This window comes from Paeniglutamicibacter sp. NPDC091659 (genome assembly GCF_044756805.1).
GTDB lineage: Bacteria > Actinomycetota > Actinomycetes > Actinomycetales > Micrococcaceae > Paeniglutamicibacter.
In genome coordinates, this window is the sequence record NZ_JBIVTO010000011.1 from 21,238 (window position 1) to 35,965 (window position 14,728).

Below are 14,728 nucleotides of genomic sequence, written 5' to 3' on the forward strand. Positions count from 1 at the left end.
CTCACTTCACCGCCGGGGCGGTGCAGGCCAGCAACGGCCAGGGAGCGGAATCGATGGCCCAGCTGCCTTGCCGCGGGACCAAGGCGAAGGAATCCTCGTACCCCGACTCGCCCAAGCCGAAGGGGCCGCGAACCCTGGTTTCGGTGATCGAAACCAGGACCGTGGCGCCGGAGCCTGTGAACTTGGTGGACAGCAACGCAACGCGCAGGTCCGTCCGCTCGGGGTTCGCCCAGACCGGGCAGTCCTTGGTCGCCTTGGTCGTCAGCAACGCGGCGGCTTGTTCCGGGTCGCCCGCCAGCAATGAGGCGACGTAGCTTTGCACGACGCCCTCGGGGGAGCGCGGATCCACCGGGGTTCCGGCCCCGCGGGTGAGCACCAGCACGAACGCCAGGACGACCAGGAGCACCGTGGCGCCGAGCAGGATCAGCGGGGTGCGATTCCCGGCCTTGGGTAGGCTTTTCATGCATCAATTATGCAGCGGAAACAGCGGTGTGGCTGCCTTATCCGGCCTTCCATCCGATTTCCCGGGCGATGTTCGCGATTTCGGTCATGACATGGGCGTTGTAGTCCATGCCGAGCTGGTTCGGCAGGGCGAAGAGCACGTAGTCGGCCTCGGTGATTGCCTCGTCGGCCATGAACTGCTGCGCAACTTCCTCCGGGGAGCCGGAGTAGGTGGGGCCGGAGCGGGCCACCGAGCCGTCGAGGAAGCCCACCGAGTCGCCGCGTTCACGGCGGCCGAAGTACAGCTCGTCCTTGTCGGTGGTGATCGGGAAGGCGCTGCGGGTCACGGCCGTCATGCCGCCGGTGGTGTGGCCGCTTGCCGCGTACGCCGCCTTGTACTGGCGCAGCTGGTCGGCCTGCAGCACGTGGAACGGCCGGCCGTCGTCCTCCAGCAACAGCGTGGAGGAGAGCAGGTTCATGCCCACCGAGGCGGTCCACAGGCCCGAGCCGATCGTTGCCGCGCCCCACCAGATCCGGTTTTCCAGGCCCGGTGAAATCGGGTTGATCGGCAGCAGCTCGTCCTGGTCGTGGTGGTGGTGCCCTCCATCTCCGGGATGGGCGATGCCCGCCCCGGAGATGGCCTTGCGGAAGAGAGCGGTGCGCTCGCGCGTCTCGTTGGCCCAGCTGTTGCCCGGTTCCAGGTCGTAGCCGAACTGGTGCTGGCCGTCGCGGGCCGGCTCGGGTGAACCGCGGCTGACGCCCAGCTGCAACCGCCCGCTGCTGATCGCGTCGACGGCACCTGCCTGCTCGGCCATGTAGAGCGGGTTTTCATAGCGCATGTCGATCACCCCGGTGCCGACCTCGAGCGTCGTGGTCTTCGCCGCCATGGCGGCCATCAGCGGGAACGGCGTGGAGATCGAGTTGCCGAAGTGGTGCACCCGCAACCAGGCCCCGTCGAATCCCGATTCCTCAGCCGCGACGGCCAGGTCAACCATCTGGCGTACTGCATCGGCACCCGTAGACACCGGGGAGTTGCTAGAGCCTCCCGAATGGCCAAAGGTCAGAAACCCGATTTTCTTCATGTTCCACCTTCTGTGCATGCAAAACTATGTACTTCCGGCAACGCTCCGAGCGGGCCAAACTATTCCCGCCGCAATGCACCACGCGTTGTGTGGCCGCCGGAGCCAGGGGCGCCGCCCGGGCAGGGGCCTGCCGTGGAGGCCGTTGCGCGGCAGGCCCGCTGTTGCCCGTGCCGTTTGCGCTCGGTGTCCAAGCCGGGAAGAGGTTTGCCAAAAAAGTTTTGTTAACCCGGGTATTGGTGGGCGAAGCGTTGATAGTGTGATCTCAAATGGGGACGTGTCAACCCCTCATGACAATCAATAGGGGGAACAATGACCCAGCTTGATCCGGCCTACTCAGGGACGTGGCGACTCGATCCAACGCACTCACGCATCGGATTCCAGGCCCGCCATGCGATGGTGACGAAGGTGCGGGGCGCCTTCAACGACGTGGAGGGGATCTTCCGCGTCGACATGGAGGACATCGGCAAGAGCAGTGCCGAGATTTCGGTGAAGGTCGCAAGCATCGATACGCGCAATGCCGACCGCGACAAGCACCTGCGGACCAACGACTTCTTCGACGCGCCGAAGTATCCCGACATCGTCTTCCGCTCGACACGGATCGACCAGGTGGACGAGAACAGCTTCATCATCAACGGGGAGCTGACCATCAAGGACACCACCCGCGAGATTGCCGTCCCCATGGAGTTCACGGGCGTCGAAACCGATCCGTACGGCAACCTGCGCGCCGGCTTCGAGGGAAGCCGCCGCATCGACCGCCGCGAGTACGGTGTCAACTGGAACCAGCTGCTTGATTCAGGGGGCGTCCTGGTGTCCGAGAAGGTGCTCCTCGAGTTCGAGATCTCAGCCATCAAGGAGGCCTAGGCGCAGGCCGGGATCGGGCCGACCCCAGGTGTGTCGGCCCGATCCCGACGCCGGTGCGCTCGCCGGCGGCGGTCGGAAAGCCCGTCCTCACCACGACCGCGAATGAAGCACCGGCGGCGCGGCAATCCATGGGGGCTTCCGCGTGCGAAAGGTCCGGCCGCGGCTGTGATGCACAACTTAGCCCGCACCGGTACCCGATTTGCACATGTTTGAGAGAATGGGTTAGTGACTGTAACTGCCGATTCCCCAGTAAGCCCCGTGCCGTCCGGCGCCAAGCTCGAGCTGCCCCCGCTGCAGCTGGGCAAGCACACCGTGCAAACCCCGGTGATCCTTGCGCCCATGGCGGGCATCACCAACAAGGCCTTCCGCCGCCTGTGCCGTGAATACGGCGGCGGCGTGTACGTGACCGAAATGGTCACCTCGCGCGCGCTGGTGGAACGCAACCCCGAGTCGATGCGCATCATTTCCCACGACCCGGACGAGGAACTGCGCTCGGTCCAGCTCTACGGCGTCGACCCCAAGACCGTCGGTGCCGCCGTGCGCCTGATCGTCGAGGAAGACCGCGCGGACCACATCGACCTGAACTTCGGCTGCCCGGTTCCCAAGGTCACCCGCAAGGGCGGGGGAGCGGCCCTGCCGTGGAAGACCGACCTGTTCACCGCCATCATCAAGGCGGCCACCACGGAGGCGGCCCGCGGCGACGTGCCGCTGACCATCAAGATGCGCAAGGGCATCAACGAGGACCACCTCACCTACATCGAATCGGGCAAGATCGCCCGCGACCACGGCGTCGCGGCGGTGGCCCTGCACGGCCGCACGGCCAGCCAGTACTACTCGGGCAAGGCCGACTGGGACGCGATCGCCAAGCTGCGCGAATCCCTGCCGGACATCCCGGTGCTGGGCAACGGCGACATCTGGAGCGCCGAGGACGCCGTGGCCATGGTCCAGCAGACCGGCGTCGACGGCATCGTCGTCGGCCGCGGCTGCATGGGCCGCCCCTGGCTCTTCGGGGACCTGCAGGCAGCCTTCGACGGCACCGACACCCGCTTCACCCCCGGCCTGGCCAAGGTCGCCGAGACCGTGTACCGCCACGCCGAGCTGCTCACCGAGTACTTCGAGGACGAGTTCAAGGGCCTGCGCGACATCCGCAAGCACATGGCCTGGTATTTCAAGGGCTACCCGGTCGGCGGGGACATCCGCTCGGCCCTGGCTCAGGTGCCCACCCTCGAGGTGCTGCGCGGGCTGCTGGACCAGCTGGACCTGGACATGCCGTACCCGGGCAAGGACGCCGAGGGCCAGCGCGGCCGCGCCGGTTCGCCCAAGAAGACCCACCTTCCCGACGGCTGGCTGTCCACGCGCGACCTGAACGAGAGCCACAAGGCCATGATCTCGGCCGCCGAGCTAGACGTCTCGGGAGGCTAAGCCAGTCCATGTCGCAGATCCCCGGATACACCGCGGCGGACGAGGAACGCTGGGTTCCCGAACCGCCCAAGAAGGCCTACCGCACCGCGTTTGAGCGCGACCGCGCGCGGGTCCTGCATTCCTCGGCGCTGCGCCGCCTGGGCGCCAAGACCCAGGTGGTGGCCCCCTCCTCGGACGACTTCGTGCGCACCAGGCTCACCCACTCCCTGGAGGTGGCCCAGGTGGGCCGCGAGCTCGGCGCGACGCTGGGCTGCGACCCGGACGTCGTCGACACGGCATGCCTGTCCCACGACCTGGGCCACCCGCCCTTCGGCCACAACGGCGAGACCGCGCTCAACGAGATGGCCAAGGACATCGGCGGGTTCGAGGGCAACGCCCAGACGCTGCGCCTGCTCACCCGGATCGAGACCAAGACCTTCAGGCACAACGGCGCCTCCGCCGGGCTGAACCTGACCCGCGCCTCGCTCGACGCCGCCTGCAAGTACCCGTGGCTGCGCGCCGACGCCCCGGAAAAGGACGGCAAGACGACCTCGAAGTTCGGCGTGTACGCCGACGACGCACCGGTCTTCGACTGGCTGCGCGCCGGTTCCGGCGCCCAGCCGCGCCAGACCTGCATCGAGGCGCAGGTCATGGACCTGGCCGACGACATCTCCTACTCGGTGCACGACGTCGAGGACGCGATCAATGCCGGCCGCTTCCAGCTGCGCTGGATCAAGGACGCGGAGCAGCGCGCCCGCGTCATCAAGTTCACCCGCCAGTGGTACCTGCCGCAGGTGGAGGACGACGTCATCGACGCCGCCATCCGGCGCCTGGAAGTGACCAGCGAATGGGTGCCGCACGCCGACGGCTCGCGCCGTTCCATGGCCGCGCTCAAGGACATGACAAGCCAGTTCATCGGGCGCTTCTGCCAGTCGGCGATCGACGCGACCCGCGAGCAGTTCGGCGACGGCGCGCTGACCCGCTTCAACGCCAAGCTGATCGTGCCCGAATCCACCGAGCACGAGATCGCGGCCATGAAGGGCCTTGCCACCGCGTACGTGATGACAAGCGACGAGCGCCAGCCCATCTACGCGCGGCAGAGCGAGATCCTCACCGAACTTGTCACGCTGCTGCATGAGACGGGGGACAAGTACCTGGATCCGCTCTTCGCCGCCGACTGGCGCGAGGCGAGGGACGACGCGGACCGCCTGCGCACCGTGATCGACCAGGTGGCTTCGCTCACCGACGCCTCGGCCATCGAATGGCACGCCACCCTGGTGGAAGGCAAGAGCTTCAACGAGCGGCTCTTCTAACCACGCAGGTCCCGCGCGCTTCGGCGTTTTCCCGTCGATCCATGCGGGAGATGGCGCGGGCGGCGGGCCGCCCCCGCGTTCGTCCACACCTGTGCGCCGGCTGGCGGCCGGAGCTTGCCGCGGTCACTAGACTAGGGGTATGGCCGGCCTGATTAAACGTGAAGACATCGAAGAAGTTCGCAACCGTACCGATATCAAGGAAGTCATCGACGGGTATGTGACGCTGAAGTCTGCCGGCGTGGGCTCGTGGAAGGGCCTGTGCCCCTTCCACGACGAGCGCTCGCCGTCGTTCCACGTGCGCCCGCAGGTCGGCACCTTCCACTGCTTTGGCTGCGGTGAATCGGGCGACGTGATCGCCTTCATGCAGAAGATGGACCACAGCACCTTCTCCGAGACGGTCGAGACCCTCGCCGCGCGCGTCGGCATCGAGCTGCACTACGAGGACGGCGGCACCGGCCCGCGGCGCGAGGAAGTCGGACGCCGCCAGCGCCTGCTCGATGCGCACAAAGTCGCCGAGGAATTCTTCCGCGAGCAACTTGCCACCCCCGGCGCGGCCGCAGGCCAGGAGTTCCTCACCGGGCGTGGATTCGACCAGGACGCCGCCGCCCAGTTCGGAGTCGGCTACGCGCCGCAGGGCTGGGACGCGCTGCTCAAGCACCTGCGCGGACGTGGCTTCCAGGACGAGGAGCTCAAGCTCACCGGCATCTTCTCCGAGGGCAACCGTGGCATCTACGACCGCTTCCGCGGCCGGCTGATCTGGCCCATCCGCGACCTGACGGGGGCCACCATCGGGTTCGGTGCGCGCAAGCTCTACGAGGACGACCAAGGCCCGAAATACCTGAACACCCCCGAAACCCAGCTCTACAAGAAGTCCCAGGTCCTCTACGGGGTCGATTTGGCCAAAAAGGAAATCACCAAGGAACGCCAGATCGTGGTGGTCGAGGGCTACACCGACGTGATGGCCTGCCACCTGTCCGGCATCGGCACCGCCGTCGCGACCTGCGGCACCGCCTTCGGCGCCGACCACATCAAGATCGCCCGCCGCTTGCTGCGCGATGACGGATCCGGCGGCGAAGTGGTGTTCACCTTCGACGGCGACGCCGCTGGCCAGAAGGCTGCCCTGCGAGCCTTCGAGGAAGACCAGAAGTTCATTGCGCAGACCTATGTCGCCGTCGAGCCAACGGGCGCCGATCCGTGCGACCTGCGCCAGACGCGCGGCCCGGAGGCCGTGCGAGAGCTGATCGAATCCAAGCGGCCCCTCTTCGAGTTCGCGATCAAGGCGGGGCTGAAGAAGTTCAACCTCAACACCGTCGAGGGTCGCGTCCAGGCGCTGCGCGTCAGCGCGCCGATCGTCGCCGGCATCAGGGACGCGGCCATTCGCCCGGCGTATGCCCGTGAACTCGCCGGCTGGCTCGGCATGGACGTCGAGGACGTCAATCGTTCCGTGGGCGCCGCGACGCGCCGAAACCGGATGCCCAAGACCGAAACGACACCTGAACGCCACGTCGAAGCCGCACCGGATCAGCCGGCCGCCCAGGTCTTCAGCCGTCCCGATCCGCGGGACCCGGTGTCCCGCATGGAACGCGAGGCACTGGAGGTCGTGCTGCAGCAGCCGGCGCAGCTGACCCCCGAGCAGTGGCAGGCCTTCTACGATGCACGGTTCCTGGCGCCGGCCCACGCCGCTGTCCATGACGGAGTGCGTGCCGCGGGCCTTGCCGGGGCGACCCCGGCCCAGTGGGTCGAGGCGATCCGCCAGGAAGTTCCGGAGCCGCTGCGTTCCTTCGTTTCCGAACTTGCCGTCACGCCGCTGCCCGCCAGCAGCAACGAGGCGTTGCTTCGCTACTGCAACGACATCATCAACAGGCTCTTCGAACTCCAGATCACCCACCTGAAGGCCGAGAAGATGGGCCAGCTCCAGCGCATGGACCCGGCGGGGGATCCCGAGGGATTCCAGCGGATCAATCGCGAGCTCCTGGAGCTCGAACTTCGCCGCCGCGCCCTGCGCCAGGAGTGATCCCGGCGGGGGACTGCCCCGATTTTTGTTTTCACGAAATCATGTGTAGACTATTTCTCGTTGCATTCCTCCGTAGCTCAATTGGCAGAGCATTCGACTGTTAATCGAAGGGTTACTGGTTCAAGTCCAGTCGGAGGAGCTCAAATAAAGAATCCGCATTCTCAGTAATGAGAATGCGGATTCTTTTGCATTAACCCTCCATCGTTGAGGGGTCTTGATTTGTGGCACAATTCGGGGCGAAAATCCTGCGGAAGCCAGGGATGGCCGTTCCGCCCCGGTGAATCTACGCTGGTTCCATGGAGTGGCTGGCTGCGTACGACTACGGCATGGCCCGCGAAATCCTGCAACGCGGGGTCGCGCTGATCTACCTCGTTGCCTTCATCTCGACACTGAACCAATTCCGGGCTCTGCTCGGCGAGCACGGGTTGCTTCCCGCGCCGCGGCTGCTTGGCGGGCCGGGAGCCCGTGGTCCCTCGTTGTTCAGCCTGATCGGGTACTCGGACCGGAAACTGGCGGCCGTGTGCACCACCGGGATCGTCATCTCAGCGGTGTTGGTGGCGGGGCTTCCCCAGGCAGGGCCCCCGTGGCTGCCGCTGGCCACGTTCCTGGCCCTGTGGGGCCTGTACATGTCGATCGTGAACGTGGGGCAGGTCTTCTACGGTTTCGGCTGGGAAATGCTGTTGCTGGAGGCGGGGTTCACCGTGGGCCTGCTCGGTTCCCGGCAGGTCCCGCCGCCGCAAACCATCCTGCTGCTGGTTGCCTGGCTGGTGTTCCGGCTGGAATTCGGTGCCGGCATGATCAAGTGGCGAGGGGACCCGGCCTGGAGAAACCTCACGGCCATGTACTACCACCACCAGACCCAGCCGATGCCCGGCCCGTTCAGTCGCCGGGCCCATCTGGCCCCGAAATGGTGGCACCGCTGTGAGGCTGTGGGCAACCACACCGCCCAGCTGGCGATCCCTTTCCTGCTCTTTGCGCCCCAGCCGATCGCCTCCATCGCGGCCGGAATTGTCATCGGCACGCAGCTGTGGCTGGTGGCCACGGGCAACTTCGCCTGGTTGAACTGGCTCACCATCGTGTTGGCTTTCTGCCGGATCAGCGACCCTGTGCTGCGACAGCTCATCCCATGGCTGCCAGCCGAAACGGGCACGCGCGCCGAGGCGCCGATCTGGTGGATCGTGGTCACGTTGGCCGGCACGCTGCTCCTGGCGTGGCTCTCCATTCCGGCGCTGCGCAACCTGTTCTCCTCCCGCCAGATGATGAATGCGTCCTTCAACCGATGGCAATTGGGCAACGCCTACGGGGCCTTTGGCTCGGTCACCCGGGAGCGGATCGAGGTCGTCATCGAGGGCACCGAAGACGAGTCGCAGGAGGATGCGACCTGGCTGGAGTACGGGTTCAAGGGAAAGCCGGGGGATGTGTCCAAGCGGCCGCGCCAATTCGCGCCCTACCACCTGCGCCTGGATTGGATGATGTGGTTCCTGCCGCTGAACGGGTTGCACCAGCGCTGGTTCCATGCGCTGCTGGCCAGGCTGCTGGATGCAGATGCCGGGACCCTGGCACTGTTGGGCCACGACCCGTTCGCCGGGAGGCGCCCGCGATTCATCCGCGTGTTGGCCTACCGCTACCGTTTCGCAACGGCGGCCCAGCACCGGGAGACCGGAGCCTATTGGGTGCGTGACGAACGCGTGTTGGTGTTCGGTCCGCTCGTCCTGAAATGAGCGTCAGCCACCGATTCGCCGGGCCGTGGGGAAAATGGCCAACGCATCGGCTACGTTTCCCCGCCCTCGGCTGATCCGGTGGGGTACAGGGCCGGCGGTTCAGTAGGATGGGAAGGTGGCTCATATCGACGTATCCGACATCCATTACTTCCTCTCCGACGGCACGCAGTTGCTTGGCGGTGTCACCTTCAAGGTCACCTCGGGATCCAAGACCGCGCTCATCGGGCCCAACGGCGCCGGCAAGACGACGCTCTTCAAGATCATCGCCGGGGACCTGAAAGCCGACGAGGGAGCGGTCAGCCGTTCCGGGGGCATGGGCATCATGCGCCAGTTCGTCGGGCAGGTCCGCGACGAATCAACGGTCCGCGACCTGCTGCTCTCCACCGCGTCGGCCGACCTCGCCGCAGCGGCCAAGGCAGTGGACGAGACCGAGGCGCTCATGCTCGAGTCGGACGACGAGAAAGTCCAGATGCGCTACGCCCAGGCCATCATCGACTGGGGAGACGCCGGCGGCTACGAACTGGAAACGGCCTGGGACAAGGTCTGCATGGCGGCCCTCGGCATTCCCTTCGACCGCGCCCAGTACCGGCTGGCGTCAACGCTTTCGGGCGGCGAGCAGAAGCGCCTGGTGCTCGAGTCGCTCTTCGAGGGTCCGGACGAGCTCCTGCTGCTCGACGAGCCGGACAACTACCTTGACGTCCCCGGCAAGCGCTGGCTGGAGGCAACCCTGAACGAGTCCTCCAAGACGGTCTTCTTCATCAGCCACGACCGCGAACTGCTGAACAACGCGGCCACGCGGATCGTCACCCTGGAGCCGGGTCTCTCCGGCGCCACCGCCTGGATCCACGGCGGCGCCTTCGGGTCCTACGTCGATGCGCGCCGCGAACGCAACGAACGCTTCGAGGAACTGCGCAAGCGCTGGGATGAAGAGCATGCCAAGCTCAAGGAGCTTGTGAACATGTACAAGAACAAGGCCGCCTTCCGCTCGGACATGGCCAACCGCTACCAGGCCGCACAAACGCGCCTGGCCAAGTTCCTGGAAGTCGGTCCGCCCCAAGCCATTCCGCTGGAACAAAACGTGAACATGCGCCTGAAGGGAGGCCGCACGGCAAAGCGTGCGGTCGTTGCCGAAAAGCTCGAGCTGACGGGCCTGATGAAGCCGTTCAGCAACGAGATCTGGTTCGGCGACCGCGTGGCGATCCTCGGCTCGAACGGCTCGGGCAAGTCGCACTTCCTGCGCCTCCTGGCTGCCGGAGGAACCGACCCGGAGCGCGAGCACCTGCCGGTTTCCGATTTCGAGATCGCCCCCGTGCCGCACACCGGCACCGTGAAGCTCGGCGCGCGCATCCGCCCCGGATTCTTCGCCCAGACGCACAGTCGCCCCGACCTTTTCGGGCGCACGCTGCTGGACATCCTGCACCGCGGCGACGAGCACCGCTCGGGCCTGGCCCGGGAAGCGGCTTCCGGGGCGCTGGACAACTACGGCCTGGCCGGCCAGGCCGAGCAAAAGTACGACTCGCTCTCCGGCGGCCAGCAAGCGCGTTTCCAGATCCTGTTGCTGCAGCTTTCCGGCGCCACCCTGCTGTTGCTCGACGAACCGACCGACAACCTCGACCTGCACTCGGGCGAGGCACTGGAACGCGCCATCGACGCCTTCGAGGGTACGGTGCTTGCCGTGACCCACGACCGCTGGTTCGCCAAGTCCTTCGACCGCTTCCTGGTCTTCGGCTCCGACGGCAAGGTCTACGAGTCCGCCGAACCCGTGTGGGACGAAAAGCGTGTCGAACGGGCGCGGTAACGCCCTCACACTCACAGCGCAACGTTCCGCCCGCCGGCTACACGACTGAAAGCAAGACCACAGTGAAATTGATTATCGACGCGCGGTTCACCCGGACCACGCACCACGACGGCATCAGCCGTTTCACCTCGTGCCTGATCGAAGAAACGGCAAAGATCGCGGACGTCACGATGCTCATCAACGACCCGGCGCAGCTGAAGCTGCTGCCGGACGTTCCGCACGTGTTGATCAATTCCCCGCTTTCACCCCTGGAGCCGTTCGTTGCCCGCAAGGTCAACAAGCTGCGCCCGGACGTGGTGTTCTCCCCGATGCAGACGATGGGAAGCGCGGGCCGGAAGTACGGGCTCATCCTGACCCTGCACGACCTGATCTACTACGAACACCCCAAGGCCCCGGGATTCCTGCCCCTGCCGGTGCGGATCGGCTGGTACCTGTTCCACCAGATGTACTGGCCGCAGCGGATGCTGCTCAACCGTCCCGACGCCGTGGCAACGGTCAGCCAGACGACCAAGGGCCTCATCAAGAAGCACCGGCTTTCCCGCAAGCCGGTGGAAATCGTTTCCAACGCGCCCGCACCCGGCGCCGTGCCACGCGATGCGTCGGTGGCGCCGGAGCCGACGCTCTTGTACATGGGCTCGTTCATGGAGTACAAGAACGTCGAAACCCTGATTCGGGCGATGGAGTACCTGCCGGGCTTCTCCCTGCACCTGCTGAGCAACATCGCCCCGCAGCGTGAGGCCGAACTCCAGGCGCTGGTCCCCAAGGGGAGCACCGTGGTGTTCCACCACGGTGTCACGGACGAGGAATACCAGGACCTGCTCAAGCGGACAACGGCCCTGGTGTCCCTGTCGCGGGCCGAGGGGTACGGCTTGCCACTGGTCGAGGCGATGAGCGTCGGAACGCCGGTGGTTGCCACCGACATGCCGATCTTCCGCGAGGTCGGCGCCGAAGCAATCTCCTATGTCGATCCGCAGAGCCCGAGGGACTTCGCAGAAGCCGTCAAGGAGCTGGCGGTTCCGGAGACCTGGCATGCTGCATCCGATGCCGCACTGAAGCGCGCCGAAAGCTATTCGTGGCAAACCTCGGCCCGGCAATTGCTGGACCTGGCGGAATCGGTGCTGGAAAAGCGGAAGTAGCCGAAAACGCGACTCCGAACCGGTATGGCGTGGTGATCTTCGGCATGCCGGCACCGTCTTGATCGCTACTGGCCAAGGGCGGTTTTGGCTCGTCATGCTGGTGCGGGGAGCGCCACGGACCCCCGTTTTTGCATTCGTCGAGAACTCTGATATTGTTTTACCTGCTTCATTCCTCCGTAGCTCAATTGGCAGAGCATTCGACTGTTAATCGAAGGGTTACTGGTTCAAGTCCAGTCGGAGGAGCGCAAATAAGAAATCCCCGTCCTCATTCAAGAGGACGGGGATTTCTTGTGTCTGGCCCATCTCATACCCTGGGTGTACCTCTTCCGGTTGAGTGGTTTGGGCCCGTCCGAGTGATAGTTTGGTTTGAGTTGGCCGGGCCATGGCCACACGAAATGGAGACACCATGTCTGGAACGGAATCGACGGGTACGCAACAGCCGTACTTGTCTGCGCCACGAACCATCAAGGGGCAGGTCGACGGCCTGCGCCACCTGATTCCAAGCCAGCTGGCTGACGAGGCGCGCATTGCCGCGAACATCCTCAAGTCAAAGGGCATCCGTGTCGGCGTCGCGGCCGGTGTCGGCATCGTAGCCGTGGCACTGCTCGGCTTCATGGTCATAGCCCTGGTGGTGGCCCTCATCCTGGGTCTGGGCACTGTGATGGCTCCATGGCTTGCGGCGCTGGTGGTTGCGGCGGGTTTCCTGGTCTTGGCCTTGGTCCTGGCCGGCTTTGCAGTTTGGCGGGTCAAGAGCACGATGCCGCTGGTTCCGGATGAAGCGATCCGTGGCTTCCGCCATGATCTCGGTGTCATCAAGGACGGCAGCGGCTTCGATGTTTCGACCCTGGACGAACCGTTCTCGGTCAAGAAGACGGATCCGGAGGCCGAAGAGCCGAAGACAGCCGAGAAGAAGCCGAAGGCCGAAAAGCCCACGCACGATGAACTGATCATCCGCACCCGTGAGCGTCGCGAACAGATCGCCTTGCACCGCGATGGGCTGGGGCAAAAGCTCGAGGTGCCGATCCAAGTCAGCGAAAAGATTTCGGATGCCACCCACGCTGCGGGCGAGGGCATCACCAAGGCCGCCGCCCAGGCGCGCCATTTTGCCAACACCGCATCTGAAAAACTGAATGACGGAGTGGAGGCCGCGACCGAAAAACTGGTTGCGTTCAGTGGACTCGAAGGGGAAAACGCCAAGGAAGCCCTGCGCGAACGTTGGCAGCCCCTGGCGGTCATGGCCGGCTCGATGGCCATGTTCTTCGTTTTGCTGCGTAAGCTCCTGCGCAAGTAGGTAGACGGCACGGCCTCAGATGCCGGCCCGGTCCACCGTGAAACAACGGGCCGGGAATCAACGAGGCCATCAGGTTTTTAGCGGCGGTTGTGAGGACAGCGGAGCCGCTACCGGATATGGAAGAGGGGGAGCACATGCGCATCATCGGTGCAGGTACACGTGACAACTTCGAGTATCGGGAACTCGCCACCTTTTGGACGGTACCCAATATGATTACCGTGCTGCGCTTCCTGCTTGTCCCGCTTTTTGTCTGGCAAACCGTGACCCTTCACTACGGGTGGGCCACGCTGACCCTTGTGGTCTTGGGAAGCAGCGATTGGATCGACGGGTACGCTGCCCGCAAGCTGGACCAGATTTCGACGGTCGGCAAATGGCTTGATCCGGTCGCCGACAGGGTTGCACTCATCGTCGTTGCCAGCACTTTTGTGGCCACCAAGATTGCCCCTGCATGGCTGGTTTTCGCCATCGTGATTCCGGACATAATCCTCATCATCAACACACTGGTGCTCTTCAAGGGCAGCCCCAACTTGCCGGTGAGCAACCTGGGGAAAATCCGCACGGCACTCTTGCTTGCAGGTACGCCGCTGCTGCTGCTGGGCAACACCACTTGGGGCAGCGGCACGATCCTCGGACATATCTCGACGTGGATCCTGGCCTTGGCCTGTGTGCTTCACGTGATTGCTGCCGTGGGCTACTTCATCCAGGCACGGCAGAAGGCCAAGGCGCTCAAGACGGGAACCGAATGGTCTGGCTAGCGGTCATGGCCGCCATCGCCGGGGCATTCTTCCTGGCATTTGGCACCCAACGCCAGTCCAGCGCGGTTCGTGCCAGCGCCGGAGGGCTCAGCGTCAACGGTCTTGGCCTGCTGCGCTTGTTCAAGACCCCGCGTTGGGTCTTCGGGCTGGTGCTGCTTGGCATCGGCATGAGCCTGAACGTCTATGCATTGGCAAGTGCACCGCTCACGGTCGTCCAGCCAATCGGGGCGATTGCGCTCGTGATCACCACAGTGGTGAACGCCCGTGAGCACGACATCAAGATGAACAGGCTGACCATCCTGGCAATCATTGCCTGCATGGCCGGCAGCATCGGCTTTGTCCTCCTGGCCATCCAGGTCACCGGCGAAGCACATGAAATCACCAAGCAGCAGGAAATGATCACGCTCCTGCTGTTGGCCGTGGTCGTGGCGTTCTTCGGCGGCATCGTGGCCTTCATGCCGCACCGATCCAACGCGTTCTTCTACATCGTCGGGGCCGGCGTGCTCTTTGGGTTCGTGGCGGTGCTGGTGCGCACCATTTCCGTGTCGCTGCTGAACCCCAACGGACTCTTCCTGGCAAACGTTTCCTGGTATGCGGTGGCCGGCGTGATCGTGGCCGGGCTGCTGGGCTCCTACTTTGTGCAGAACGCATATTCGAAGGGGCCGCCGGACCTGGTGGTTGCCGGGTTGACGGTCATTGATCCGATGGTCGGCATCGGCATCGGCATCGGCATTTTTGGTGAGTTGGATCCTAATGTCCAGCCATCGGTGGCGCTTGGCATGGCCGGGGCCGGATGCGTTGCTATCGTTGGTGTGATTCTACTGTCGAGGCACCATCCTGACGTGCTCGAACGCAAGGCCGAGTCCAAGCGCCGAATGAAGATTGCGGAAAGAAACTAGCCCTTCAAACCATTCT

At 64.9% G+C, this 14,728-nt stretch carries 12 protein-coding genes and 2 tRNA genes; 12 read left to right on the forward strand and 2 right to left on the reverse strand.

Annotation, left to right across the window (positions count from 1 at the left end):
- Position 1: 1 nt before the first annotated feature.
- Positions 2 to 463, reverse strand: coding sequence for a hypothetical protein (locus tag ACIQLF_RS17585; protein WP_400301240.1), 462 nt, complete (start codon positions 461 to 463; stop codon positions 2 to 4).
- Between the two features lie 37 nt (positions 464 to 500).
- On the reverse strand, positions 501 to 1,541 hold the full coding sequence (locus tag ACIQLF_RS17590; protein ID WP_400301243.1) for an LLM class flavin-dependent oxidoreductase: 1,041 nt from the start codon (positions 1,539 to 1,541) through the stop codon (positions 501 to 503).
- A 291-nt stretch (positions 1,542 to 1,832) separates the two neighbouring features.
- Between ACIQLF_RS17590 and ACIQLF_RS17595 the strand changes: the two genes are divergently transcribed.
- From ACIQLF_RS17595 to ACIQLF_RS17650, 12 genes are all read left to right on the forward strand, one after another.
- Positions 1,833 to 2,384, forward strand: coding sequence for a YceI family protein (locus tag ACIQLF_RS17595; RefSeq protein WP_400301246.1), 552 nt, complete (start codon positions 1,833 to 1,835; stop codon positions 2,382 to 2,384).
- A gap of 225 nt (positions 2,385 to 2,609) precedes the next feature.
- Positions 2,610 to 3,806 carry a tRNA dihydrouridine synthase DusB gene (gene dusB, locus ACIQLF_RS17600; protein WP_400301248.1) on the forward strand — a complete coding sequence of 399 codons (1,197 nt, stop codon included), beginning with the start codon at positions 2,610 to 2,612 and terminating at the stop codon, positions 3,804 to 3,806.
- An 8-nt stretch (positions 3,807 to 3,814) separates the two neighbouring features.
- The gene (locus tag ACIQLF_RS17605; protein ID WP_400301251.1) at positions 3,815 to 5,098 is read left to right on the forward strand and encodes a deoxyguanosinetriphosphate triphosphohydrolase; all 1,284 of its coding nucleotides are present in this window, start codon (positions 3,815 to 3,817) and stop codon (positions 5,096 to 5,098) included.
- Positions 5,099 to 5,237: 139 nt separating this feature from the next.
- Positions 5,238 to 7,112 (forward strand): DNA primase, encoded by a 1,875-nt coding sequence (dnaG, locus tag ACIQLF_RS17610; protein WP_400301254.1) that lies wholly within the window; start codon positions 5,238 to 5,240, stop codon positions 7,110 to 7,112.
- Between the two features lie 66 nt (positions 7,113 to 7,178).
- Positions 7,179 to 7,251 (forward strand) — tRNA-Asn (locus tag ACIQLF_RS17615).
- Positions 7,252 to 7,408: 157 nt separating this feature from the next.
- Positions 7,409 to 8,833 (forward strand): lipase maturation factor family protein, encoded by a 1,425-nt coding sequence (locus ACIQLF_RS17620; RefSeq protein WP_400301256.1) that lies wholly within the window; start codon positions 7,409 to 7,411, stop codon positions 8,831 to 8,833.
- Positions 8,834 to 8,948: 115 nt separating this feature from the next.
- Positions 8,949 to 10,631, forward strand: a complete 1,683-nt coding sequence (locus ACIQLF_RS17625) for an ABC-F family ATP-binding cassette domain-containing protein (RefSeq protein ID WP_400301259.1) — start codon at positions 8,949 to 8,951, stop codon at positions 10,629 to 10,631.
- Between the two features lie 62 nt (positions 10,632 to 10,693).
- Positions 10,694 to 11,767 (forward strand): glycosyltransferase family 4 protein, encoded by a 1,074-nt coding sequence (locus tag ACIQLF_RS17630; RefSeq protein WP_400301262.1) that lies wholly within the window; start codon positions 10,694 to 10,696, stop codon positions 11,765 to 11,767.
- Positions 11,768 to 11,937: 170 nt separating this feature from the next.
- Positions 11,938 to 12,010, forward strand: a tRNA-Asn gene (locus ACIQLF_RS17635).
- A 163-nt stretch (positions 12,011 to 12,173) separates the two neighbouring features.
- On the forward strand, positions 12,174 to 13,058 hold the full coding sequence (locus tag ACIQLF_RS17640) for a phage holin family protein (protein ID WP_400301265.1): 885 nt from the start codon (positions 12,174 to 12,176) through the stop codon (positions 13,056 to 13,058).
- Positions 13,059 to 13,192: 134 nt separating this feature from the next.
- Positions 13,193 to 13,813, forward strand: coding sequence for a CDP-alcohol phosphatidyltransferase family protein (locus tag ACIQLF_RS17645; RefSeq protein WP_400301268.1), 621 nt, complete (start codon positions 13,193 to 13,195; stop codon positions 13,811 to 13,813).
- The gene (locus ACIQLF_RS17650; RefSeq protein ID WP_400301271.1) at positions 13,801 to 14,712 is read left to right on the forward strand and encodes a DMT family transporter; all 912 of its coding nucleotides are present in this window, start codon (positions 13,801 to 13,803) and stop codon (positions 14,710 to 14,712) included. The genes ACIQLF_RS17645 and ACIQLF_RS17650 overlap by 13 nt, the downstream gene beginning before the upstream one ends.
- Positions 14,713 to 14,728 lie beyond the last annotated feature (16 nt).

Excerpts from the sequence above, each read along its gene's own strand:
- ACIQLF_RS17585 (WP_400301240.1), bottom strand. The coding sequence starts at position 463 with ATGAAAAGCCTACCCAAGGCCGGGAATCGCACCCCGCTGATCCTGCTC.
- ACIQLF_RS17590 (WP_400301243.1), bottom strand. The coding sequence starts at position 1,541 with ATGCACAGAAGGTGGAACATGAAGAAAATCGGGTTTCTGACCTTTGGC.
- ACIQLF_RS17595 (WP_400301246.1), top strand. The coding sequence starts at position 1,833 with ATGACCCAGCTTGATCCGGCCTACTCAGGGACGTGGCGACTCGATCCA.
- ACIQLF_RS17605 (WP_400301251.1), top strand. The coding sequence starts at position 3,815 with ATGTCGCAGATCCCCGGATACACCGCGGCGGACGAGGAACGCTGGGTT.
- dnaG (WP_400301254.1), top strand. The coding sequence starts at position 5,238 with ATGGCCGGCCTGATTAAACGTGAAGACATCGAAGAAGTTCGCAACCGT.
- ACIQLF_RS17620 (WP_400301256.1), top strand. The coding sequence starts at position 7,409 with ATGGAGTGGCTGGCTGCGTACGACTACGGCATGGCCCGCGAAATCCTG.
- ACIQLF_RS17640 (WP_400301265.1), top strand. The coding sequence starts at position 12,174 with ATGTCTGGAACGGAATCGACGGGTACGCAACAGCCGTACTTGTCTGCG.
- ACIQLF_RS17645 (WP_400301268.1), top strand. The coding sequence starts at position 13,193 with ATGCGCATCATCGGTGCAGGTACACGTGACAACTTCGAGTATCGGGAA.
- ACIQLF_RS17650 (WP_400301271.1), top strand. The coding sequence starts at position 13,801 with ATGGTCTGGCTAGCGGTCATGGCCGCCATCGCCGGGGCATTCTTCCTG.